This is a genomic window from Mucilaginibacter ginsenosidivorax, from assembly GCF_007971525.1.
GTDB lineage: Bacteria > Bacteroidota > Bacteroidia > Sphingobacteriales > Sphingobacteriaceae > Mucilaginibacter > Mucilaginibacter ginsenosidivorax.
Window position 1 is genome coordinate 3189886 of the sequence record NZ_CP042437.1, and the last position, 22987, is coordinate 3212872.

20 protein-coding genes and 1 pseudogene are annotated in these 22987 nt (G+C 44.3%); 9 read left to right on the forward strand and 12 right to left on the reverse strand.

The genetic code is table 11. From position 1 onward, the window contains the following. Window positions 1-126: 126 nt before the first annotated feature. The 4 genes from FSB76_RS13315 to FSB76_RS13330 all read right to left on the reverse strand — a co-directional run bounded on the left by FSB76_RS13315 (window position 127) and on the right by FSB76_RS13330 (window position 5263). Window positions 127-972, reverse strand: coding sequence for a hypothetical protein (locus tag FSB76_RS13315; protein ID WP_225976504.1), 846 nt, complete (start codon window positions 970-972; stop codon window positions 127-129). Window positions 973-1102: 130 nt separating this feature from the next. After that, window positions 1103-1870: a GDSL-type esterase/lipase family protein gene (locus FSB76_RS13320; RefSeq protein ID WP_147054062.1), complete on the reverse strand. Its 768-nt coding sequence runs from the start codon at window positions 1868-1870 to the stop codon at window positions 1103-1105. 11 nt (window positions 1871-1881) lie between these two features. Continuing rightward, the gene (locus tag FSB76_RS13325; RefSeq protein ID WP_147054064.1) at window positions 1882-3063 is read right to left on the reverse strand and encodes a DmpA family aminopeptidase; all 1182 of its coding nucleotides are present in this window, start codon (window positions 3061-3063) and stop codon (window positions 1882-1884) included. Between the two features lie 79 nt (window positions 3064-3142). Further along, window positions 3143-5263, reverse strand: a complete 2121-nt coding sequence (locus tag FSB76_RS13330; RefSeq protein WP_147054066.1) for a prolyl oligopeptidase family serine peptidase — start codon at window positions 5261-5263, stop codon at window positions 3143-3145. Between the two features lie 329 nt (window positions 5264-5592). Between FSB76_RS13330 and FSB76_RS13335 the strand changes: the two genes are divergently transcribed. Beyond that, a complete protein-coding gene (locus FSB76_RS13335) occupies window positions 5593-6345 on the forward strand; it encodes a hypothetical protein (protein ID WP_147054068.1) in 753 nt (250 codons plus the stop codon). Between the two features lie 180 nt (window positions 6346-6525). Here FSB76_RS13335 and FSB76_RS13340 read toward each other — a convergent pair whose 3' ends face one another. After that, window positions 6526-6891, reverse strand: coding sequence for a SnoaL-like domain-containing protein (locus FSB76_RS13340; protein ID WP_147054070.1), 366 nt, complete (start codon window positions 6889-6891; stop codon window positions 6526-6528). Window positions 6892-6985: 94 nt separating this feature from the next. On the opposite strand from FSB76_RS13340, the gene FSB76_RS13345 reads away from it, so the two are divergent. Continuing rightward, window positions 6986-7900 carry an AraC family transcriptional regulator gene (locus FSB76_RS13345; protein ID WP_147054072.1) on the forward strand — a complete coding sequence of 305 codons (915 nt, stop codon included), beginning with the start codon at window positions 6986-6988 and terminating at the stop codon, window positions 7898-7900. 55 nt (window positions 7901-7955) lie between these two features. Here FSB76_RS13345 and FSB76_RS13350 read toward each other — a convergent pair whose 3' ends face one another. Both FSB76_RS13350 and FSB76_RS13355 read right to left on the reverse strand, forming a co-directional pair. After that, window positions 7956-8300, reverse strand: coding sequence for a hypothetical protein (locus FSB76_RS13350; protein WP_147054074.1), 345 nt, complete (start codon window positions 8298-8300; stop codon window positions 7956-7958). Window positions 8301-8534: 234 nt separating this feature from the next. Next, entirely contained in the window at window positions 8535-8756 is a 222-nt protein-coding gene (locus FSB76_RS13355) for a hypothetical protein (protein ID WP_090651455.1), read from the reverse strand. 233 nt (window positions 8757-8989) lie between these two features. On the opposite strand from FSB76_RS13355, the gene prfA reads away from it, so the two are divergent. Continuing rightward, a complete protein-coding gene (gene prfA / locus FSB76_RS13360) occupies window positions 8990-10063 on the forward strand; it encodes a peptide chain release factor 1 (protein WP_147054076.1) in 1074 nt (357 codons plus the stop codon). Between the two features lie 166 nt (window positions 10064-10229). Next, entirely contained in the window at window positions 10230-10925 is a 696-nt protein-coding gene (locus FSB76_RS13365; RefSeq protein WP_147054078.1) for a molybdopterin-dependent oxidoreductase, read from the forward strand. 61 nt (window positions 10926-10986) lie between these two features. Here FSB76_RS13365 and FSB76_RS13370 read toward each other — a convergent pair whose 3' ends face one another. From FSB76_RS13370 to FSB76_RS13380, 3 genes are all read right to left on the reverse strand, one after another. Next, a complete protein-coding gene (locus tag FSB76_RS13370) occupies window positions 10987-11505 on the reverse strand; it encodes a hypothetical protein (protein ID WP_147054080.1) in 519 nt (172 codons plus the stop codon). A gap of 96 nt (window positions 11506-11601) precedes the next feature. After that, on the reverse strand, window positions 11602-11922 hold the full coding sequence (locus FSB76_RS13375; protein WP_147054082.1) for a type II toxin-antitoxin system PemK/MazF family toxin: 321 nt from the start codon (window positions 11920-11922) through the stop codon (window positions 11602-11604). After that, window positions 11915-12145 (reverse strand): hypothetical protein, encoded by a 231-nt coding sequence (locus tag FSB76_RS13380; protein ID WP_147054084.1) that lies wholly within the window; start codon window positions 12143-12145, stop codon window positions 11915-11917. The genes FSB76_RS13375 and FSB76_RS13380 overlap by 8 nt, the downstream gene beginning before the upstream one ends. Window positions 12146-12382: 237 nt before the next feature. Between FSB76_RS13380 and FSB76_RS13385 the strand changes: the two genes are divergently transcribed. The 4 genes from FSB76_RS13385 to FSB76_RS13400 all read left to right on the forward strand — a co-directional run bounded on the left by FSB76_RS13385 (window position 12383) and on the right by FSB76_RS13400 (window position 18824). After that, a complete protein-coding gene (locus tag FSB76_RS13385; RefSeq protein WP_147054086.1) occupies window positions 12383-12781 on the forward strand; it encodes a hypothetical protein in 399 nt (132 codons plus the stop codon). A 117-nt stretch (window positions 12782-12898) separates the two neighbouring features. Further along, window positions 12899-14038 carry an efflux RND transporter periplasmic adaptor subunit gene (locus FSB76_RS13390; protein WP_147054088.1) on the forward strand — a complete coding sequence of 380 codons (1140 nt, stop codon included), beginning with the start codon at window positions 12899-12901 and terminating at the stop codon, window positions 14036-14038. Between the two features lie 161 nt (window positions 14039-14199). Then, complete coding sequence (locus FSB76_RS13395; protein WP_147054090.1) at window positions 14200-17364, forward strand: efflux RND transporter permease subunit; 3165 nt, start codon at window positions 14200-14202, stop codon at window positions 17362-17364. Beyond that, the gene (locus FSB76_RS13400) at window positions 17364-18824 is read left to right on the forward strand and encodes a TolC family protein (protein WP_225976505.1); all 1461 of its coding nucleotides are present in this window, start codon (window positions 17364-17366) and stop codon (window positions 18822-18824) included. Before FSB76_RS13395 ends, FSB76_RS13400 begins: the two co-directional genes overlap by 1 nt. Window positions 18825-19636: 812 nt before the next feature. Here FSB76_RS13400 and FSB76_RS32965 read toward each other — a convergent pair. Together FSB76_RS32965 and FSB76_RS13410 are read right to left on the reverse strand one after the other, a co-directional pair. After that, window positions 19637-19857, reverse strand: a pseudogene (locus tag FSB76_RS32965) (PhnA domain-containing protein). A gap of 111 nt (window positions 19858-19968) precedes the next feature. Then, window positions 19969-20952: a pyruvate dehydrogenase complex E1 component subunit beta gene (locus tag FSB76_RS13410; protein WP_090651446.1), complete on the reverse strand. Its 984-nt coding sequence runs from the start codon at window positions 20950-20952 to the stop codon at window positions 19969-19971. Window positions 20953-21092: 140 nt separating this feature from the next. Between FSB76_RS13410 and FSB76_RS13415 the strand changes: the two genes are divergently transcribed. Then, on the forward strand, window positions 21093-22982 hold the full coding sequence (locus tag FSB76_RS13415) for a DUF4153 domain-containing protein (RefSeq protein WP_147054092.1): 1890 nt from the start codon (window positions 21093-21095) through the stop codon (window positions 22980-22982). The last annotated feature ends 5 nt before the right edge of the window (window positions 22983-22987 follow it).

Sequence of the window (22987 nt, forward strand, 5' to 3'; positions counted from 1 at the left end):
CTTACAATTCAAAAAAAGATTGTTAACAAATGGGGGGAGTAGTGAGTGGTCAGTTGTGAGTGGAGAGTTGAATTAAAGTACGCATAGTGTTGATATGATTTTCGGCCGGTGAAGTAAAAAAAAGTATTACCAGCCTGATACCAACAAATTGGTTGCTGCATTCACGCTGCATTTTTGATATTTCACGTAGGCAGATACCGCCCTTGTCCTGATCTTTTCTCCCGGTTCATTTTTAATGTAACCGGCAATAGCATCGTGTAAAGTGTAGGCCTCGGGGCACATCAGGCCGGTTGTCCAAACCAGGGGGTTAGCTTTGGCCTGCGTAATAAAGCCGCTAAAGTATTTTTTGCTGATGCAAGCCAGTATAATACAATCCCGGGTTTTGCCATCGGCGTTTTTAAACTTATTGGGCAGCCCGAAATCCATCAGCCCATCATGTCCTATATAAGCCAGTAACTGGGCATTGCCATCAATCCCTATCACCTGTTTTTGATAATGAATGGTATCCTTTAACTGCCCGGCACAGCTGTACAAAAAGTCCTCGGTTGTTTTTTCGATGGCCTGCCCGTCCCAGGCGTCGGCAACAAGGAAAACGTTCTGGGTGCGGTGTTTAAATATCAGCCGCTCGATAATCATCTTTTTGCCCTTTTGTTTTTTAACCAGCTGCCAATCCTTGCTTCGTTTAAAATAGGTGCGCACTCCGTTATAGCATCCCCAGTATAAATTGGTTTCAGGATCTTGTCCGTTGCCTATTTTGGGCGGTACAGGTACTATACCCTGGTATTTATTATCGCACAAGGCAACAAAAACATGAATTACTTTGCAGGAAAGATTTGTATAAGCGATGTTTTTAGATTGCGGAACCGACGACTTTAAGGCCGACGGCAATGCTTTACCTGCCGGGTTTGCCTTACACCCAAAAACCGGTAAACATATGGCAACAATATAAAACACATTTTTCCAACACCTCATGGCCGCATCGGTTTAAAGCAAGTTAGTTAGATTTTCAGCAAGTCTCCCATTAACCTTCAGTCTGCGTTGAATATTTATCGTGGTATATCGTTTTTCAAAAAGCGCTTCCGCGAAACTTTTTTTATCATACCTATTCCTCAAAGTTTTTCCGTACTACTTTCTCAATTGCCTTGCCCCAAAATTCGCCCAAAACAATGGCTCCCGCTTTATTGGGATGCAGGTAAAATAAACCTTGCTTTCCATTCTCGGGGACCTGGAGCGTAAGGTGATGTTTCTTAAAATATTTGAAAGCTTTTTTATCGCCTATAAATAGGTGTTTGGAGTTGGTAGCCGCAAGGCTATCCAGTTTCGGAATATAGCTTTGCAACCTTGACAAGCCTTCCTGCAGATATTTAGCGCCGTTTTGGGTATTGGGGCTGTACCAGATAGGGTGCTGTAATATTACAATGGCATTCGGAAAATCGGCCAGTAATTTGCCGGTAATGGCCTCCACGTTCCGGATATAATCACCTGGCGACACCGGCGCGCCGTGCGGGCCCTCAATAGCGCTGTCATTTGTACCCAGTTTTATCGAAAATATAAGCAATGCGTTTTTATCCGCAAATGCGTTAGCCGCTTCTTCTATCCTGCTAAAAGTGCCGGTGCCGGGCAAAAAATCAAGCGTGGTATAACCGCTATGTCCCTGGTTGCTGAATTCAACCGTGCCTAAGTCTTTCTGCCGGTGCAGATACGCGACAGCAGTAGCCGGAGGTGCATCACTTGCAGCATCGGGCAATTGCACGCCTTGCGTTATGCTGTTGCCAATAAAAACAATATTGAGGTTTGGTTTTTTATCCTGGGCAACAGCAGATAAAACACTCAATAACAGCACAATTACACATAAAATAAATTGTTTCATATTGCCTCTTGTTACTTCACCACGTTATATTTTTTCAATACCCTTATTACGGCATCGTGCGGCAGGCCGTAAGCCTTGTTGCCGTTAATACCTTCCATGGTATCTGCGGCAACCATAGCGTTGATGATAGCCTCTTCAACAGATTGCACGGTTGCCTCGTACAGTGGGTTCATCTGGTCGTTAGCCAGCATTTCGGCCTGGGTATTATCTTTCCTGCTAAAAACCGCAGGGTTAGCAGTGGAGAACGCCAGGAATATATCGCCCGAACCGTTTTCGCCGCGCCCGCCAACCTTTCCAACCCCTAAGGCAACCCGTTCAGCTAATCTTTTTAACTGGTGCGGCAACAGGGGTGCATCTGTAGCCAATATCACAATAATGCTGCCATCGCCCTCCTGGTGTTTAGATTGCGGGGCTGCCTTTAGCTCGTAGTTCAGCGTGTCTTTCAATTCACGCCCTATGGGAACGCCGGCTATGGTCAGGTTCTTTTTCCGTCCAAAATTTGATTGAACCAGTACACCCAGGGTATAGGACTTGCCGTTAATACTAATCACCCTTGATGATGTACCGGTACCGCCTTTAAACCCCAGGCACATCATGCCTGTACCACCGCCAACATTGCCTTCTTTTAACGGCCCACCGGTGGCGTTGTTGAGTGCTTCAAAGGCATTGCTTTCCTTTACCTGGAAACCATAAATATCATTTAACCCGCCATCGTAGGTTTCGGCTACTACAGGGTAGGTATACCAATATTCTTCATTGCCATACCAGTTTTTATCAACAAACCATTTCAAAACAGCATCACGCACCACACCCACGCTATTGGTGTTAGTGATCATTACCGGCGTTTCCAGGAAGCCCGATTCGGTTAGCCAGGTAGTCCCCGTCATTTCGCCGTTGCCGTTAAGAGTATACCAGTTGGCAAACACCGGGTGATGGTTTACCTTCCCATTAGGAAAAATAGCCGTTACACCGGTACGCACCGGCCCCTTGCCAATAACGTTTTTTCCCGAGCCCGAAATAATAGTGCTGTAACCAACCTCAACCCCCGCCACATCGGTAATGGCATTGTTTTTACCGGTTGTGCCTTCAAAAGGGATCCCTATATCGCGCGCCCTGGGCTTTTGGGCGAAAGAACCGATGGTTACGAAAGTTAATGTTATTGCAGCAAAGTAACGGGAATAGCGGCTTGTCATAATTATCGATTTAGGTTGATAAATATGCGATAAATTTCGAAATATCAGCCCCCAAAATTCTAATATTCAAGCACATTACTCACCACTTCGCCCCCAAATTCCAAAACATAAAGGCCCATTTATCAACCTGTCCGCTTATCACCTGGGCGGTTGATTGGCCTGCGCCATGACCGGCATTGGTTTCAATGCGAATAAGTACCGGCCCGGCCCCTTTTTGGTACTCCTGTAGCCGCGAGCCAAACTTAAAGGAGTGAGCAGGAACCACGCGATCGTCATGGTCGGCTGTGGTAACCATTGTTGCAGGATATTCCCGGGGTGTAAGGGCATGGTAGGGCGAGTATTTGTACAGGTATTCAAACATCTCTTTCGAATCTTCTGCCGTGCCATAATCATAGCTCCAGCCCGCGCCGGCAGTAAATTTATTGTAACGCAGCATATCCATAACGCCAACCGCCGGGAAGGCTACTTTAAACAATTCTGGCCGCTGGGTAAGCATTGCCCCGATGAGCAGGCCGCCGTTTGAACCGCCGGATACCGCCAGGTGCTCTTTAGACGTGTATTTGTTTTTGATAAGGTATTCGGCAGCGGCAATAAAATCGTCAAAAACGTTTTGTTTTTTCATTTTGATGCCCTTTTTATGCCAGGTTTCGCCGTACTCGCCGCCGCCGCGCAAATTTGGCACAGCGTAAATACCGCCATGCTCTAACAGTATAATGTTCGATGTGCTGAACGCAGGTGTTAAACTCACGCCGAAACCGCCGTAGGCATATAACATTAAAGGATTCTGGCCATTTAGCACCGTACCTTTTTTATAGGTGATGATCATCGGGATTTTGGTTTTATCCTTCGACGCGTAAAACACCTGTTTCGATTCGTACTGTTCGGGATCAAACTGCACGCCCGATTTTTTATAGATACTCGATTGCCCGGTAGCTATATCCAGCTTAAAAATGGTAGGAGGGTATATGTAGCTGGTAAAAGTATAATAGGTTTCCTTTTCTTCTTTTTTGGCTGCAAAGCCACCCGCAGTTCCAACTGATGGCAGGGTGATGGTTCGTTCCAACTTGCCATCCATGCTGTACTGTTGCACAAAAGAGGTGGCATCTTTCAGGTATTCGGCAAAAATTTTGCCCCCGGCGGTACTGGCCGTTAAAACATTTTTTGTTTCGGGTATCAAATCTTTCCAATGGGTTATGCCGGGCGTTGCGGCATCAACGGTAACTATTTTAAAATTTGGCGAATAAATGTTGGTTAGGATATACAGCTTGCTGCCCACATTGTCCAATACATTATGCTGGTTGTCAAAATTATCAACCACGGTAACTATAGGGCTATCGGCCTTGCTCAAATCCTGTATGTACAACTCATTGCCGGTGGTTGATGTGGCAGCGGTTATCACCAAAAAACGTTCGTCTTCGGTAAGGTAAGCGCCAATGTACCGGCGTTTGGTTTTCTCGCCGCCAAATATCAGCCTATCGGTGCTTTGCGGCGTACCCAGTTTGTGGTAAAACAATTTGTGGTATTGCGTTAAGCCCGACAGCTGGCTGCCGGCTTTAGGTTTATCGTAGCTGCTGTAATAAAAGCCATCGGTGCCTTTCCAGGCCAGGCCGCTAAATTTTACATCGATAAGGGTATCGCCAACCACACTTTTGTCGCTGGTTTTTATCACGATAACCTTGCGCCAGTCCGATCCGCCTTCCGAGATCTGGTAGGCGGCCAGGTCGCCGTTTTTTGTAAAATCGATGCCCTGTAAAGAGGTAGTACCATCGGCCGAAAATTTATTGGGGTCTAAAAACACTTCGGGTTTACCGCTATCGCCAATTTGCCTGTATAAAACCGATTGACTTTGCAACCCGTCGTTTTTATAAAAATAAGTGTACTGCCCCTCTTTAAAAGGAGCGCTGTATTTCTCGTAATTCCACAATGTTTCCAACCGTTTGCGGATGTCTTCGCGATAGGGTATCTGTTTCAGGTAATCCTGGGTAACCTTATTTTCTTCTTTTACCCAGGCCTTTGTATCTGGCGCCTGGTCGTTTTCCAGCCAGCGGTAAGGGTCGGGCACCTGGGTACCAAAGTATGTATCAACGGTATCAACCTTTTTTGTTTTGGGGTATGGCAGTGTTTTAATAGTCATTTGTTGCGCGTGGGAATAGCTGTAAAATAAAACAGCTAATGCAAGTAAGCAGGGTGTTCTTTTCATCTCCATTTAAATTACAGGGAACTAAAGATAGTGATTTGCACAACACGGGCACAAATGATTTAGGCCATTAAAGGTTAAAAGTTGTTAATTTTGCCCTTTGCTGCTGTTTAATTGACCGGGGCAAGCTATATTAGCGCCCTGTAACTAAAAGCGGCTGTAGCTGTTGCCTTAACTGCGTTTGCGCGGATTCGGCGTGTATATTATCTGCTTAGGCCTGTTTTTTTAACTTAGGCGCCATTAGCGATAATAATGCATTTTTTTAGGCGTTTGCTAAACCAAATAAGCAGGGTTTTAGCAAACCAGATTTATTTTATTAGGACTATTACAACATGAAACAAACTTTTACATTATTGGCTGCAGCTTTTTTTATGCTGATGGCATTTAAATCAAAGGCGCAGGATGTGCAGGATGACGAAACGGTTTCCGAAAAATCTAAAAGTTATTTAAGTTTGGGATTTGGCCAGTCAAGGCCTTATGGCGATTTTAAATCAACTGATTACAGCAACAACAAATCGGGTTTTGCCAAAAAAGGCCTGGTATATTCTTTAGATGGTGCACATTACTTTTTTAAGCGCGCAGCATTAGGATATAGCGTGACCTACCAGGACCAGGGTAATCTTGTTTATGATGATGATCAAAAGATTTCGCAGGGGTATACAGATAGCTATAAAGCCGATGGATCGATAGTTACTGCCAACAAACGCTACCGCAGCCTTAATATATTATTGGGCCCGCAATATACCGTTGTATGGCACGCTTTTTCGTTCGATTTCAGGGCATCTGCCGGCGCCATTAAAAGCTTTGCCACACCTACCGTTGCTGTGCAAATACAGGGCGTTGATGCACAAAGCGGCGAGTTTTTGCAACACAGTTCAACTAAATTTGCTTTTGCTTACGGAGGCAGTGCGGCTATCCGCTTAAATACTGGCGCAGGATGGGGCTTGTTCCTGAAAGCTAATTATATTAACTCTGCCGGACCAAAAATTACCTATACTGACCGTACACTGGTACTTGGCCGCACGGTTACCAACCAGGCTATGACGGAGGGACAGGCCATTTTTGGTTTATATAAAGAGTTTTAAAAATAGAATCAAGAGATTAGAGTCAAGAATCAAGACGGAATTTAAAAAGAGTCAAGAATTAAGAGTCAAGAATCAAGACAGGATAAAAAGGGGATGTTTCATTAGTTTGAGACATCCCTTTTTTTATTTAAAAATTCATATTTGCTTGCGGCCTGTCCTTTGGCGCAAAGTACCCGGCGATTAGTAAAAAAACGTTTCGGTTATTATCTTATCGTCTTTTACACCAAAAACGGCTACTTCTGCTACTTGTAGCCTTTGGCCATTTTTTAGCGTCATGTCCCGGCCCATGGCTACGCTAAAATAGTTGCCGCCTACCACCGGCTGGCTGCAAAAAAAGCTGTGCACTTCGGCTATGAGTTCCTGCCTGGCTTTTGATTTTGCTAAAACCGCCTCAATACCTTTTGTAACAGTGGGCACGCCCATGGCCAAGGCATGTTCCGGTTCGGTACAAACTATGTCGGCACTATACAGCTGTTCATAAATTTCTGTTACTTTCCGTTGTTGAAAAAGTTCATTGTAGCTATCAGCTAATTCCTGTGTTGTCATTTTTTTCTGATTTTGATATCACAAAATTAATCGGTCTTATAACACTAAAAGCATCAAATAGTGCTATATATTTGCTTGATCGTATCAATTTACAATGGACGCTTTAAGTACAATATTAGATGCAACCAGCCTGCGGAGTGTTGTTTACAGCAAAATCCCGCTTTCGGCCCCCTGGGGGCTGGATATTGTTAAAGATGATAATTCGCAATTCTGGCGGTTGGTGAGCGGCAGTTGTGCCATTGGCACACCCGACGGCCGTATCATAGAAATGGAGGAAGGCGACCTTGTATTTGTGCCTCACGGCAGCGCCCATTGGATAGCCGATAAACCTACAAGCCTGCGTATGCCATCGCCGGAATTTGTGAAAGCCCGCAGGGCGGGAATACCCGTTTTTAATAGCGGGGGCAATGTAACCACGCTGATAGCGGGCCATTTTGAATTTGATTACCAGGCCTTACATCCCTTTTTAAAAGATTTGCCCGCAGTTATCCATATCAGGCAATATGTAACCGAAAATCAGCTGCTGGTAAAGCAGGTTGCACAGTTAATGCTGAACGAACTCAATAACGAAAAACCGGGGAGCAGGGTAATGCTGAAGTGTTTATCCGAAATTATGTTTGTGAATATCATCAGGGCATATTTAGAACAGGATGCGCCCCAAAGTGGTTTTCTCTCGGCATTAAATAACCCGAGGATCAGCAAGGCGCTGACACTGATGCAAGACTCGCCCCAAAAGAATTGGACGCTTGATTCTCTTGCACTGGAGGTTGGGATGTCGCGGTCTGTTTTCTTTAACCAGTTTAAACAATTAGTATACGAAACGCCATTAAGCTACCTTACCAACTGGCGCATACGGCAAGCTCAAAAGTTGTTACTGATGGATAAGAACAATGTGGCCGAAATAGCGGCAAACGTGGGTTATCAATCAGAAGCGGCTTTTAACCGTGTATTTAAATTAAAAACCGGGCAAACGCCCGCGGCTTACCGAAGAAGTAAGCTTAACCGGTAATTTTTCCCGCCACGCTTTTTTCTTAACTCTTGATTCTAATTTCTTGATTCTTGCACTAATGCACTTCAATTTGCTCAGCGCGGCTGGCTACTACTTCGGGCTGATCTTTAAACATTTCGAAAACGCCGGTAACGCAAATTGCTTTGCGTTTAATATTAGGGAGGTCTAACGTTACCTTATTCCCCTTTATTGCGATGGTATATTTTTGATGCGGATAAACACCGCCCATGTTAAGCAATGTAAGTGTATCGCTCACTATTTTGAGCGAGTAAACGGTATCGCATAACGTGCCGGTTTTGCCCAGGCCAGCCTTAAAATCGGCAGCGTTGAATTTATTTTGCGCTTTTACCGTGCCTGCTAACGCAGTTGCCATCAAAGCGGTTAATATCAGTTTTTTCATATAAATCCCCATTATATAAACACGAATTTCATCAACACGAATTTCACGAATGGCTTCGAATTACACAAACAAAGCCTGATTGATCCTTCAAAATTCAGATTATCAATGCAGCTGCTGCAATAATCCGCATGCCAATCAATTCGTGAAATTCGATACAATTGCTAAACGCCATGCAAGTATTCGTGTGTATTGAAATTCGATACAATTGCTAAACACCCTGCCAGTATTCGTGTGTTAATCTTCGTCCTCATCAACATCGGGCGTTAAGCCGTCTTCTACATTTAAGGTAAATGCCGATTCGGAGGCGCGGGTGGCAGCTTCTAAAGCGGCAATATCTGCAACGTCAGTATCCAAACGTTCGTTACCAGTGTCCTGGCCTTCGTTTTGTTCGTATTCGTTGCCTGGGTCTTTTTCGTCCTGGTTATCGTCAAGATTGGGGTTTTCTGGAAGTGGCATAATATGGTTGTTTTTTATTGAGTAACAGCATTAACGCTTATTAGGTTTTAAATTAAAGTTACATAAATAGCGGCCAAAACAACTTACAATCCGCTGAAATAATATATCCCCGAAAATACGTATTTTTGTGCGTTTTTTGAAGCAAGCCTGTAAACCGACCGAAACGTAACGCCTTTTGTAGCCGGACCATCATCAAGCAAAGCTGCTTTGATTAGCTTTTGAATATACCGAGTATGTTAGAGAAATTAGAACTGATATTTCAACGCTGGAAAACCGTTGAAGGCGAATTGAGCAATCCTGAAGTAATGCAGGATATGAAACGCTATGCCCAGCTGAATAAAGAATATAAAGACCTTGCTAAAATTGTTGACGAGTATAACATATACCGCAACATTATGAGCAATATTGATAGCAATAAAGAAATTCTGGCTACCGAAAAAGACGAAGAGTTTCGTGAAATGGCCAAAATGGAACTGGATGAGTTATTGGGCAAACAGGAAGAGATGGAAGAAGCCATCCGCCTGATGCTGATTCCGAAAGACCCTGAAGATACAAAAAACGCGATGGTAGAAATTCGTGGCGGTACAGGTGGCGACGAAGCCGCTTTATTTGCCGGCGACCTTTACCGCATGTACATGCGCTATTGCGAAAAACGCGGCTGGAAAACCGAACTGGTTGATTATACCGAAGGCACCAGCGGCGGCTACAAGGAAATTGTATTTAACGTAATAGCCGAAGACGCTTACGGTACCTTAAAATATGAATCGGGCGTACATCGCGTTCAACGCGTTCCTGATACCGAAACCCAGGGCCGGGTACATACCTCGGCCGCATCGGTTGTAGTATTGCCCGAGGTGGATGAGTTTGATATCGACCTGCAGGTTAGCGATATCCGCAAGGATTTGTTCTGCGCATCGGGCCCGGGCGGTCAATCGGTAAATACTACCTACTCGGCAGTAAGGTTAACCCACTTGCCTACAGGTATTGTGGCGCAGTGCCAGGACCAAAAATCGCAATTAAAAAACTACGATAAGGCATTACAGGTATTACGCTCACGCGTGTACGAAATGGAGCTGCAAAAGCACCTGGAAGAAACATCCAAAAAGCGCAAAACCATGGTATCAACCGGCGACAGGTCGGCCAAGGTACGTACCTACAACTATCCGCAGGGGCGCTTAACAGAGCACCGCATCGGCCTTACCATATACAACCTGCCCGGCGTGTTAAACGGCGATTTACAGGAAATAATGGAAGCTTTACAGTTTGCAGAAAATGCAGAGAAACTGAAAGAAGGAACCGTAGTTTAAAGGTAAGGTGAAAGGCAAAAGGAGAAAGGTAAAAGGTTTGCCGGCCTGCTTTTTAGGCCTTTATAACACCTGAATAATATTGAAGGCTTTTAGCAATATGCTGAAGGCCTTTCTTTTTTGCTGAATCTTTTTAGGGTTTTAGCTATCTTTAGTAAACACTACAACTATGGACGAACCAGAAAAACTCGATCGTATTATTGAGGCCCGCATGAAACTTAAAGCCCGGTTTGAGGAAAAGATGAAGCTTACACCATCAGTAGCCGACGACAAACCCCGCGGTACCGGCGCACCAAACAGGCATGGCATGCCGGCTATCCCCATAGGTCAAACGGCTACTGTTAAATGGCCTGTGCTTGATTTGGGCTACCAGCCCAATATACCAACCGAAAAATGGAGGCTGACCATTGATGGAGCAGTTGACAACCCGGTTAAGCTTACCTGGAAACAATTTTTAGATTTACCCCAAACCAAAGACACCTCCGATTTTCATTGCGTAACCACCTGGTCTAAATTAAATATGCCCTGGAAGGGTGTAAGCCTGCTTGATATTGCGGCATTGGTGCACCCTAAAGAAAACGCCACTCATATTATGTGCTACGGATACGATACGTATAGCACCAATATATCGTTAGAAGAAGCCCTTAAACCCGATGTTTTATTGGTGCATACTTTTGAGGGGCAGCCTTTGCCAATAGAACACGGCGGCCCGGTACGCATGATTACACCCCAGCTTTATGCCTGGAAAGGTTCAAAATGGATAAAACGGATTGAGTTTTTAACCGAAAACAAATTAGGTTTCTGGGAAGATCGCGGCTATTCAAACACGGCCTATCCCTGGCGAAACGACAGGTATAGTGATTAGCAGAAAGCTAACGTTTTACCAAAAACAGCTTCCTGCTATAGGCGTTTTTCTTTAAGCGCCTTTACGGTTTCGCTGTGATTTTTGCCGATTGCTCCAGCTCGCTGCTTACCGAATCGTCAAAATACAGGCGGTAAATTACCCATTCGTTTTTAGGCTTGTAAAACATAAATGTAAACCGCAGGGGTTGGTTTTGATGTTTTACAAGATAACTGTACAATATCAGGCTATTAGATGCCCTGCGCTGAACGATAAGATCTTTACCTGTATAAGCGCCGATAATGCTCCGCGTAGTATCTATTTTTGAAATAAGCTTCACCAGGCTGTTGGAATCAATAAGCGGATTGGTTTTAAATATATCAATCATCGCTTTTGTGGTGCTCTCTTTATCGTAACTCCTGAAAAACTTTTCTATAAGGGTTGTAGGCGCTATAATTCCTGCAGCTGTTGGCGTTTTCGCGGCGGCTTCGGGTTTTGCTGTTGTAGCTGGGGTTTTGGTTTGTGCTGATAAATTGCTGCCGATAGCACCTGCAAACACAATTAAAACTATAAGCCTTGTGGCTTTAAAACGGGAGTTGAGCATACTGTTGGTATTTGTGTGCCTAAAATAGGGAATTTAAATAAAAAGCCACTTATCTGCTTACTATAAATACGCTTGATGGCAATTTATCAGCACCTATCAGGGTAACTGAAATAAGATTTTAAGCTTACCATTCATATCAGTAAGTTCATTCGCCGAAAGTCTGCCCAAGAGTCCCTTTGCTAACGACCTGTCAAGGGTAGCAATTTTGCTTGTTCTGATAAGAGATTGCTTCTTTAATCCATTTAATGGATTTGGCATCAGCATAGTATCGGTCGGTTCCTGCCAGCTGGTTTGTGTCGTAATAAAGCAAACAGTCAGATCAAGACTGGTGTTAGCGAGTACCACAGCAGGCCTTAATTTGCTACCGCTCAGGTCTGTAAAAGGAAAAGTAATAAGCACAATGTCACCTTTAGCCATTGTAAACCTCTTTTAAATCTACTACAGAATATAGCTCTTCCTCGTTATTTAAAAAGTCAAAAGTGTTACTGTCAGAGGCAAGCTTTTGTATGCCCTGAGTTAATTGATGTTCCTCATAACGTTTACTTACAAAGTCTGCAAAGTCAGAAATTTCTTCTGCTTTGTCTTCCGGCAGTTGGTTAATTGCTTTAACTGTGCGCTCAATGATTGCCTGTCTTGTCATGTCCAAAGGGTTTATATTCAAATATAAGAATATATATAAGGATGCTACGCTATAACGAGGCTACGCTACTATGAATTAACCCGGCATATTGGCGCAGCAGGTGTCAAAAACACACTTCATCGCAGCGAAAAAGCTAAAATACTAACAATCAAGCCCAAAAATTCAAAATAAATTCATTTTACGTTCAATAAAATACAAAATCATTTGAAAAAAGAATAATTATGTGCTAAATTCGCAATGATGGCACTCACAAAAAAAATATTCTTTGTATTATTTTTTTTCCAGCTTTCTGTAGCTGTTGCTGCCAATGCGGATACAATTTTAAAACATTATAACCGATGGGGTTCAACAGCCGACGATATCTCCAGGCTGCACCACAACCTCATTAACATTGCACAGCAGCAGGAACTAAGCGACGATTCGCCGGAATCCGGCGGCAGCCAAAACAGCCATGCCTGTGTTTATGTAAGGTTTGTTCATGTCCGCACAAATTATTCCGCAATTCTACAACCGGCCAATCAATCGTTGTCCGGCATTGTTACAAGCTTTATAAAGCAGGAACCCAAGCAAAATATTGTCAGGGAAGCCTTTCTTCCGGCATATTACAGCTTCCTGTTCCGGCTAAGCCCTTTCTGATCTTTTTTCTGATACGATGCCCCGCCCCGGTGCATTATACCTCCTGTTTAACGAAATATTAACATAGCCATTTTGGTACGTGAATGCTACCACTATGCTTATAACGCTATCAGAAAAATGAAAACATTTAAAGCAATGCTGCCTTTACTGGCGGTTATAACATCTATATATGTCACGGGTTGCGCCTCAAAAGCACAAAGCACGCAGGAAGAAACAGCCGACACCCTGCAACTACCTGTATTTACATTAACCACACGCGATACGGTTATCCAAAAGCCTTACGTAGCCGATATCCAGGCCTTAAAAAACATTGATATCCGTTCGCGGGTGCGTGGTTTTTTAGAAAAAGTATTTATCGACGAAGGTGCGTCGGTACAAAAAGGCCAGCTCCTTTTTAAACTTAACGACCAGGAGTTTAAGGTAAACCTTACCAAGGCCAAAGCTGCCTTAAGTAACGCCGTGGCCGATGCCAAGGCGACAGCGCTGGAGGTTGACCGCGTTAAATTGCTGGTTGATAAAAAAGTGATCTCCAAATCGGAACTGGATGTGGCCGAATCAAAGCTGAGTGCTGATAAAGCCACCATTGAAGAGGCCCGTTCCATGGTGCAAAGCGCCGAAGACCAGCTGGCCTATACCTACATCCACGCGCCGTTTGATGGCATTGTGGATAGAATCCCCCTTAAATCGGGCAGTTTAATTGATGAGGGCACCTTACTTACCAGCCTGTCGGATATCAGCTCGATGTACGCGTACTTCAGCTTCCCCGAAAACGAATACCTCCAATACGTTCGGAAACGCAAAACCGCGCCCGGCAAAACAAGCGACAAGGTGCGGCTGGTATTGGCCGATGGCCTCGACTTTCCGTATGAGGGTGATATTGAAACCGTTGAAGCGGAAATTGAACAAAAAACCGGATCTATTAATTTCAGGGCACGCTTTCCCAATCCGCAAAAACTTTTGAGGCATGGGGCCACCGGCAAGCTGTTTATATCAACCAGGGCCGATAACGTGGTGATGGTGCCGCAACAATCGGTATTTGATATCCAGGATAAAAGCTACGTTTATTTAGTTGATAAAAACAACCAGCTGCACATGCGTGCCTTTGTACCGCAAACCCGTTTTTCTAACTATTACATTGTAAAAGACGGCTTAAAGCCCGGCGACAAAATATTGCTGGAAGGCACCCAGAATGTACGCGACGGAATGATCATTAAACCAAGAAAACTCAGCAGGGATTCATTATTAGCCATGAAGTAGTTTTTTAAGTCTTTAGTCTAAAGTAATAAGCCTAAAGTCGCAAGCCTGATGTTTTATACTCGAAGTTTTCTGCCTGAAGCTATGGCTATTGGCTCTTTTGACTCAAAACCCGGGACTTAGAACTCAAGACTTAGTTTATTGTATACAAACCCCAACACGCTATGTTCGAAACATTTATAAAGCGGCCGGTGCTGTCGCTTGTGATATCTTTAATAATAACCCTGCTGGGCGTACTGGCGTTAATAACACTGCCGGTTACCCAGTTCCCTGATATTGTGCCGCCATCGGTAACCGTTACCGCCAACTATACCGGTGCGAACGCCGAGGTTTGCGCCAAGGCCGTGGCAACCCCGCTTGAACGCGCCATTAACGGCGTACCCGGCATGACCTATATGACCACCGTTTGCAGTAACGACGGGCTTACGGTGATACAAATTTATTTTAACGTTGGGGTTGACCCCGACCAGGCTGCTGTAAATGTACAGGGCCGTGTTGCCACTATTATTGACGAGATGCCCGAAGAGGTGATAAAAGCCGGGGTAACCACCGAAAAAGAGGTAAACAGTATGCTGATGTACCTGAATATCATCAGCGAAGACCCCGGCATGGACGAGAAATTCATCTACAACTTTACCGACATCAACGTACTGCAGGAATTAAAGCGTATTGACGGCGTTGGCCGTGCCGAAATTATGGGTGCCAAAGAATACTCTATGCGGGTTTGGTTGAAGCCCGATAGGATGATGGCCTACAAGGTATCTACTGATGATGTCATTGATGCTATCCGCGCGCAAAACGTGGAAGCTGCGCCGGGTAAAACCGGGCAAAGCTCAGATAAATCGCCGCAAATGCTGCAATATGTTTTGCGCTATCCGGGCAAGTTTTTTGAGCCCAAACAATATGAAAACATTGTTATCCGCGCCGAAGAAGGCGGATCTGTATTAAAACTGAAAGAAATTGCCGATGTTGAATTTGGCTCGCTTACTTACAGCATGGTATCCAATACCGATGGTAAGCCATCAGCATCTATCATGATAAAACAACGCCCCGGCTCAAACGCCCGGGATGTTATCAACAACATTAAAACCCGCATGGCCGAGCTCAAAAAAAGCTCGTTCCCGGCCGGCATGAGTTTTAATGTAAATTATGATGTATCGCGCTTTTTGGATGCATCTATCCACGAAGTGTTGCGCACTTTGGTAGAGGCCTTTATACTGGTATTTATTGTAGTGTTCATTTTCCTGCAGGATTTCCGCTCAACATTAATACCTGCTTTGGCTGTACCCGTGGCGCTTATTGGTTCGCTGTTTTTTATGCAGCTTCTGGGTTTTTCCATCAACCTGCTTACATTATTCGCGTTGGTACTGGCTATTGGTATTGTGGTTGATAACGCCATTGTGGTGGTTGAGGCCGTGCACGTAAAAATGACCGAAGAGCACATGAACGCTATGGATGCAACCATACAGGCCATGAAAGAGATTAGCGGGGCTATAGTGGCCATTACTTTGGTAATGTCGGCAGTATTTGTGCCGGTGGCTTTTATGTCGGGCCCTGTAGGGGTATTTTACCGGCAGTTTTCATTAACGCTGGCCATATCAATTGTGATATCAGGTGTAAACGCATTAACCCTTACCCCTGCACTTTGCGCCATAATGCTAAAGCATAACCCCGAGCCTAAAAAGAAAAGCGTCACCCAACGCTTTTTCACGGGCTTTAATAAACGTTATGACGGCCTGCAAAACAAGTATTCGGGCTTCATGACGTTCCTGTCGCCGCGTAAAGGAATAACAATTGCCTTACTGGTGGGCTTTTTTGTGCTTACCTGGGGCACCAGCGCCATATTACCAACAGGCTTTATCCCTACCGAAGACCAGGGGATGATTTACGTAAACGTAACCACGCCAGCCGGTGCAACAGTTGAGCGTACCGAACAGGTTTTAAAAGAGATAGCCAGCAAAACCAAAAGCATCAAGGCAATTGAGTCGATATCCACTTTATCGGGCTATAGTTTGGTAAACGAAATTGCAGGCGCATCTTACGGCATGGCCATGATTAACCTGAAACCATGGGATGAGCGTAAGGAATCGTTAGAGGATATTATTGCCACACTGACAGCAAAAACCAAAAACATAGGTGATGCATCTATCCAGTATTTTCCGCCGCCAACGGTGCCGGGCTTTGGTAACTCCAGCGGTTTCGAGATCAGGGTACTTGACCGTACCGGCCAGGGCGATCTGCAAAAAGCCGCCAAAGTAACCAAAGATTTTGTGGATGCGCTAAATGCATCACCCGAAATTTCGGGCGCGTTTACCAGCTTCGATCCTAATTTTCCACAGTACATGATCTCTGTCGATCAGCAAACGGCGGCCCAAAAGGGAATTACGGTTGATAAAGCGATGTCGACCCTGCAAACCTTAATGGGTAGTTTTTATGCATCCAACTTTATCCGCTTTGGGCAAATGTACAAGGTGATGGTGCAGGCCGCGCCCGAGTACCGCGCCCGGCCCGAGGATGTTTTAAACCTGCAGGTTAAAAACGATAAGGGCGAAATGGTGCCATTTTCCACTTTTATTAAAATGGAGAAAGTTTTCGGCCCCGAGCAGCTTACCCGCTACAACATGTACACATCGGCCATGGTTACCGGCGATGCGGCCAAAGGTTTCAGCAGCGGCGATGCCAACGCCGCTATTGAACGCATAGCCAAACAAAAGCTACCCAAAGGCTATACCTTTGAATGGTCGGGCATGACACGGGAACAGATCTTATCGGGCAACCAGGCTATTTACATTTTTATCATCTGTTTAATATTTGTTTACCTGCTGCTGGCTGCGCAGTACGAAAGCTTTTTGCTCCCGCTTCCCGTTATCCTATCATTACCTACCGGTATTTTCGGTGCATTTTTCTTTTTAAAGATCACCGGGCTCGAAAACAATATTTACGCACAGGTAGCCCTGGTAATGCTCATTGGCTTGCTGGGCAAAAACGCCATCCTGATAGTGGAATTTGCCATCCAGCGGCAAAAAGAGGGGCTATCGATAGTTAAAGCCGCTATTGAAGGCGCGGTATCCCGTTTACGGCCCATCCTGATGACATCGCTGGCATTTATTGCCGGCTTAATTCCATTATGTATTGCCGATGGCGCGGGGGCAATGGGTAACCGGTCGATAGGTACCGCGGCGGCGGGAGGGATGCTGATGGGCACCATCTTCGGTGTAATATTAATACCGGGCCTGTATGTAATATTTGCCGGAATGGCCGCACGTAAACACAAAAAGCCCGAAGAGCCGCTTACCGAAATGCACCATGAAATGAAAATTGTTAACTAATGAAAAAGCTACTCATGCTAAAAAAAGCAAATTTATATATCCTGACTACCGCGTTTTTATTGATTTTAACAGCAGGCTGCAAAACGTACAAGCCCGTTAAGGGCCCGGATGCGGCCGCAAATTTACCCGGCACCTTTGGGAGTAGCACGGATACTACAACCATAGCAGCCTTACCCATCAGCCAGTTTTTTGCCGATCAAAAACTCATCAGCCTTATTGATACCGCGCTAAAGGCCAACCCGGATATACTGACGGCATTGCAGCGGGTAGAAGCATCGCGTGCCAACCTCAGGTTCAGCACATCAAAACTATTACCAACCCTTAACATCGCCGCCAATGCCGGGCTGGAAAAATATGGTGATTATACGCAAAACGGCGTTGGTAATTACGATACCAACTTTTCGCAAAACATCAGCAGCAACCAGCACATCCCCAACCCAACGCCCAATTATTTTCTGGGTTTTCAAAGTTCATGGGAGGTTGATTTATGGGGCAAACTAAGCAATCAAAAAAAAGCTGCCTTTGCCCGTTTCCTGGCCAGCCAAAGCGGGCACCGGCTAATTACAACCCAGCTTACGGCACAAATAGCCGGGCTATATTACCAATTGCTGGCGCTTGATGCCGAGTTGGCCATCATCAAAAAAAACATAGCGCTACAGGATAACGCGCTGGAAATTGTAAAAATTCAAAAACTGGGCGGCCGGGCTACCGAGCTTGCCGTACAGCAGTTTGAGGCCCAATTGGCGCGCACCAAAGGCCTGCAATACACAACGTTGCAGCAAATAACCGAAACTGAAAACCAGCTTAATTTTTTATCGGGCAGTTTTAATGGAAAAATTACAAGGGATACGGCTATCATGAAAATTGCATTGCCGGTAATTATCGGGGCGGGTGTACCGTCACAGCTATTACTTAACCGCCCCGACATCCGCGCTGCCGAGCTGGAACTTACGGCCATGAATGCCGATATTAAAGCGGCCAGGGCAAACTTTTTTCCCACACTTACCTTAACGCCTTACGCCGGTTATAACAGCTTTAACGCGGGCTTGCTGTTTAACCCCGGCTCGTTTACCTATGGGTTGATTGGCGGGCTTACAGCGCCTGTATTTAACCGCAAGGGCATAAAGGCCGAATATGAACGTACCATTGCCGAAGAAAAGATAGCGGTTTATAATTACCAGAAAACTATCCTATCGGGTTTCCAGGAGGTTAACAATAACCTGAGCGGCATCGGCAATTATAAACAGGCCTTTGAATTTAAACAACAGGAGCTGCAGGCGCTCAACAACGCGCTATCGGTAGCTAATGATCTTTACCTGGTTGGCCGCGCCAATTACCTCGAGATCATCACCGCCCAACGCAGCGTACTGGATGCCGAACTGGAACTAACCAGCATTAAGCGAAATATATTCTTAAGCTCGGTGAATTTGTACCAGGCGGTAGGAGGGGGGTGGCGGTAGGTTGATAGGTTGCGTACGTTGTTTTGAGGTAAAAACTACCATATCGTAGACCTATAATACGATGCATGGGACATATCCAATTTTCCTGTCATCCTGAGGTACGAAGGATCTATCAGTTATGCATGACCGCTAGAAAAGTTCGCGAATAGATCCTTCATACCTACCCATGAAATGTTGTAAACACCTCCCTTTATCATTCTGAGTAACCACCAGCTTAGGCTGGAAAAAACAGTTATGACATCGTTGCAAATGGGGCTGTTGTAGACGCAATAATATTTTGTGGATCCATTTAAAAAAAGCGGAGGAAATGTGCGATTCCCCTCTCGAGAGGGGCGGAGGGGTGTGTTTATGTACGCGCGATAAAACGCGGAAAAACACACCCCTGCTAACGCGCTTCCCATCCCGCCCCCTCTCGAGAGGGGAATAAAACATAGGATACGCCTAATTGCATTTCATACATTAGAAGCTAAAAAATATATTTGATAATCAACAACTTAAAAACACGTCATTATAAACGGAGTGAAGAGTCTGTTAACCGACATGCATCACCGACGGAAAAGTTCGCGAATAGATCCTTCACTACGTTCAGGATGACAGTTCTCTTATTGTATGTCATTCCCCCTTAAGAATTTCACGAAATTTTACAACTCAAGATGACAGTCGTTTATTTTTAAATGTCGCTTTCTCTTTGGAATCCGCGAATTTTACTACCCGACAGGTTATTGAAACCTAAAGCCAACACGCAGTCCCATTTTTTAGTTTTACCTGATGGGCACCCAATGGTAATTTTGGCTTTCTCCGGTTATCAGCAATTATCTTTTCTTCAAAAATTCCGTTTTAAGCACAATACTCATACCGTCAATTTTGCAGTCAACTTCTTTGTCTTCATCCGTAGAGCGAGTTTTTTTTACCGGCGTACCTTGTTTAAGCGCTACGCCGCCTTTAACTTTTAAACTTTGATGTGTGTTACCGAATCGCCATCGTTCAGGATGTTTCCGTTGCTGTCTTTTACGTTTGATACGCTATTATGCATTTGTATTAAAGTAAAAAGCCCGATACAAATACCGGGCTTTTTGATATTATTTAGATTTTAAAAATGACAAGAAAAATCCTGTCAATCCTGTATAATCCTTAAATCGTGTTATTATTTAGTAACGTACATTACCTCTTTAACGGCTTTAACAACCCTTTCAGGGTTTGGCAGGTATTCCTGTATTAAAGTTGGCGCATAAGGCAACGGAACATCGCCACCCATAATACGCAGAATAGGCGCATCAAGGTAATCAAAAGCATCTTTTTGTACTTTAAAAGCAACCTCGGTAGCAATTGAACCTAAAGGCCAGCTTTCTTCGATAATTACCAAACGGTTTGTTTTTTTAACCGAGTTGATTACTGTTTCGTAATCAATAGGGCGTACAGTACGCAAATCTATCACTTCGGCGTTGATGCCTTCTTTTGCCAACTCGGCAGCGGCAGCAATAACCACTTTCATGATCTTGCCGAAACCAACCAAAGTTACATCGGTACCTTCTGTTACCACTTTGGCTTTACCCAATGGGATATAGTAAGTTTCTTCAGGAACTTCGCCCTTATCGCCATACATTAATTCCGACTCCATGAAAATAACCGGATCCGGATCCAATATTGCAGATTTTAATAAGCCTTTTGCATCGTAAGGGTTTGATGGAACAACAACCTTTAAACCCGGGCAGTTGGCATACCAGTTTTCAAAGCACTGTGAGTGCTGCGAACTAAGCATACCTGCATTACCGGTTGGCCCACGGAAAACGATTGGCACAGAAAACTGGCCACCGCTCATCGACATGATTTTGGCCGCACCGTTGATGATCTGATCGATAGCCACTAACGAAAAGTTAAAGGTCATGAACTCGATGATCGGGCGTAAGCCATTCATAGCCGAACCGATACCAATACCGGCAAAGCCTAATTCAGAGATGGGCGTATCAATAACGCGTTTAGCACCAAATTCATCCAGCATACCCTGGCTTACTTTGTAGGCACCATTATATTCGGCAACCTCTTCACCCATCAGGTATATATTTCCGTCGTTGCGCATTTCTTCGACCATAGCCTCACGTAGCGCTTCTCTGAATTGTATTTCTCTCATTATATTGTATAAATGATGTTTTTTGCGACCGCAAATATAATCACTAATGTGTTAAATGCAATTGCCACCCATGCACTTTACATTTTTAGTACACATATTTTACAAATTGTACTTACATTGCCTGTATAAACCCTGCCACAATGAAATTCCCATCCATAAAAACGCTTGCCGAAGGTTTTTTAATTACTATAAAACGTTACCCATTCGAGCTATTCTTTGCCCTTATTGGCACTTTGGCGGGCACTACCGAGGTTGAATTACGGCATTTGAACCGGGTACATGAAGGCTGGCTGATGCGCGGTGTGATGACGGCCAACCTGGGTTTGCTTTTAAGCCTGTCGGCAACGCTTTTTACGCAAAGCCGGCAGTTTAGCAAACAAAGTAAATTCATTATAAAAATCATAACTGCACTTTTTGCAGCCTCGCTTGTTTTCATTATCGATCCCACAGCCCGCGAGGCCGATTATATCCGGTTTTTCCTGCTATCGCTTTCTTTTCATTTGCTGGTTGCCTTTGCGGCATTTACGGGTAAGGGGCAGGTTAACGGGTTTTGGCAATTTAATAAAACATTGTTCCTTCGTTTTTTAACAAGTGTGTTGTACGGTGTGGTTTTGTTTTTAGGGATTGCTGCCGCCATTGCGGCCACTAACTTTTTATTCAACTTTAAGTTTGAGTGGGATACTTATGCCATACTTTGGGTTTGGATAGCAGGTTTGTTTACCACCACCTTTTTCCTGGCTGGCGTACCTGCCAATACGCAATCTCTTAACGACGATTTGACCTACCCCAAAGCATTGAAAATATTTACGCAGTTTGTATTGATCCCGCTATCAACCATATATGTGCTTATTTTATTAGCCTACGAAGTTAAGATCATTATACTTTGGAGCCTGCCAAAGGGCCTGGTATCAAATCTTATTTTAAGCTATGCGGTGTTTGGGGTGCTGTCATTATTGCTGGTATATCCCATTCGCGAACATGATGGCAATAAATGGATCAAAAATTATTCGCGCAGCTTTTATTTTTTATTGATCCCCCTGTTGGGCCTGCTGTTTGTGGCGGTTGGTGCAAGGGTTTTCATGTATGGCATTACTGAATGGCGTTATTTTTTAATAGCGCTTGCCTGCTGGCTGTTGTTTATTTGTGTTTACTTTTTAGCTTTTAAAAAGCAGAATATAAAGCTTATGCCCATCTCCTTATGTATAGTAACCATTTTATCGGTTTACGGCCCGCAAAGTGCTTTTTCGGTAAGCATGTATTCGCAAAGGCGAATTATTGTCAAATTTTTTGAAAAGCACAATGCGTTGAAAAATGGCAAATTCATCGCGGTTGATAGCACAAAGTTGAGCGAAAAGGAAGGCAGCAAAGCTGTGGCATCTTTAAATTATTTTATTTACAAATACGATATCACACCCTTGCAGCCGTATTTTAACAAGAACCTTACCGCATTGTCCGATTCGTTAGGTAAGTTGAAAAGCCGTGACTGGCGCACTACGGGAGATTATGGGCGGAGAGAGTTAAGGGAAAGCAAGTATGAGTGGGCCCGAATTTCCCTTGGCCTGCATCATTTTGAAACCTGGTACAACGAGAATGATAACGTGATGACCTGTTACTATACATTTAGCAAAAAAGAAAAAATATTAGTTGTAAAGGGCTATGATATAACCCTCGCCGCCGATGAGTATACTGATACGCTGACTAATAATTTCAACGGCATTCAAATTAAGCAAACACAAACGGCAAACGGATCATTTACCTTGAAACTCAATAGCGAAACTTTTAATTTCAGACCTTTTGATGTTGCCCGTAAATTTTTGGCGGATACAGCAACGCTTAATAAATATCACACGCCTACAGAATCTGAATATTATAAAAATTACGATCTGCCGGCTAAAGAGACTTTACTTATCAAAGAAACAGCTATGTATAAAGTAGCATTTCAGATCAACAGTATAAATTTTAATATTACCGGAAAAGAAAAGCCAGCCGACATAAAAATATTGGGCACCTATTTAATCAAAACAAAGTAGGTGCC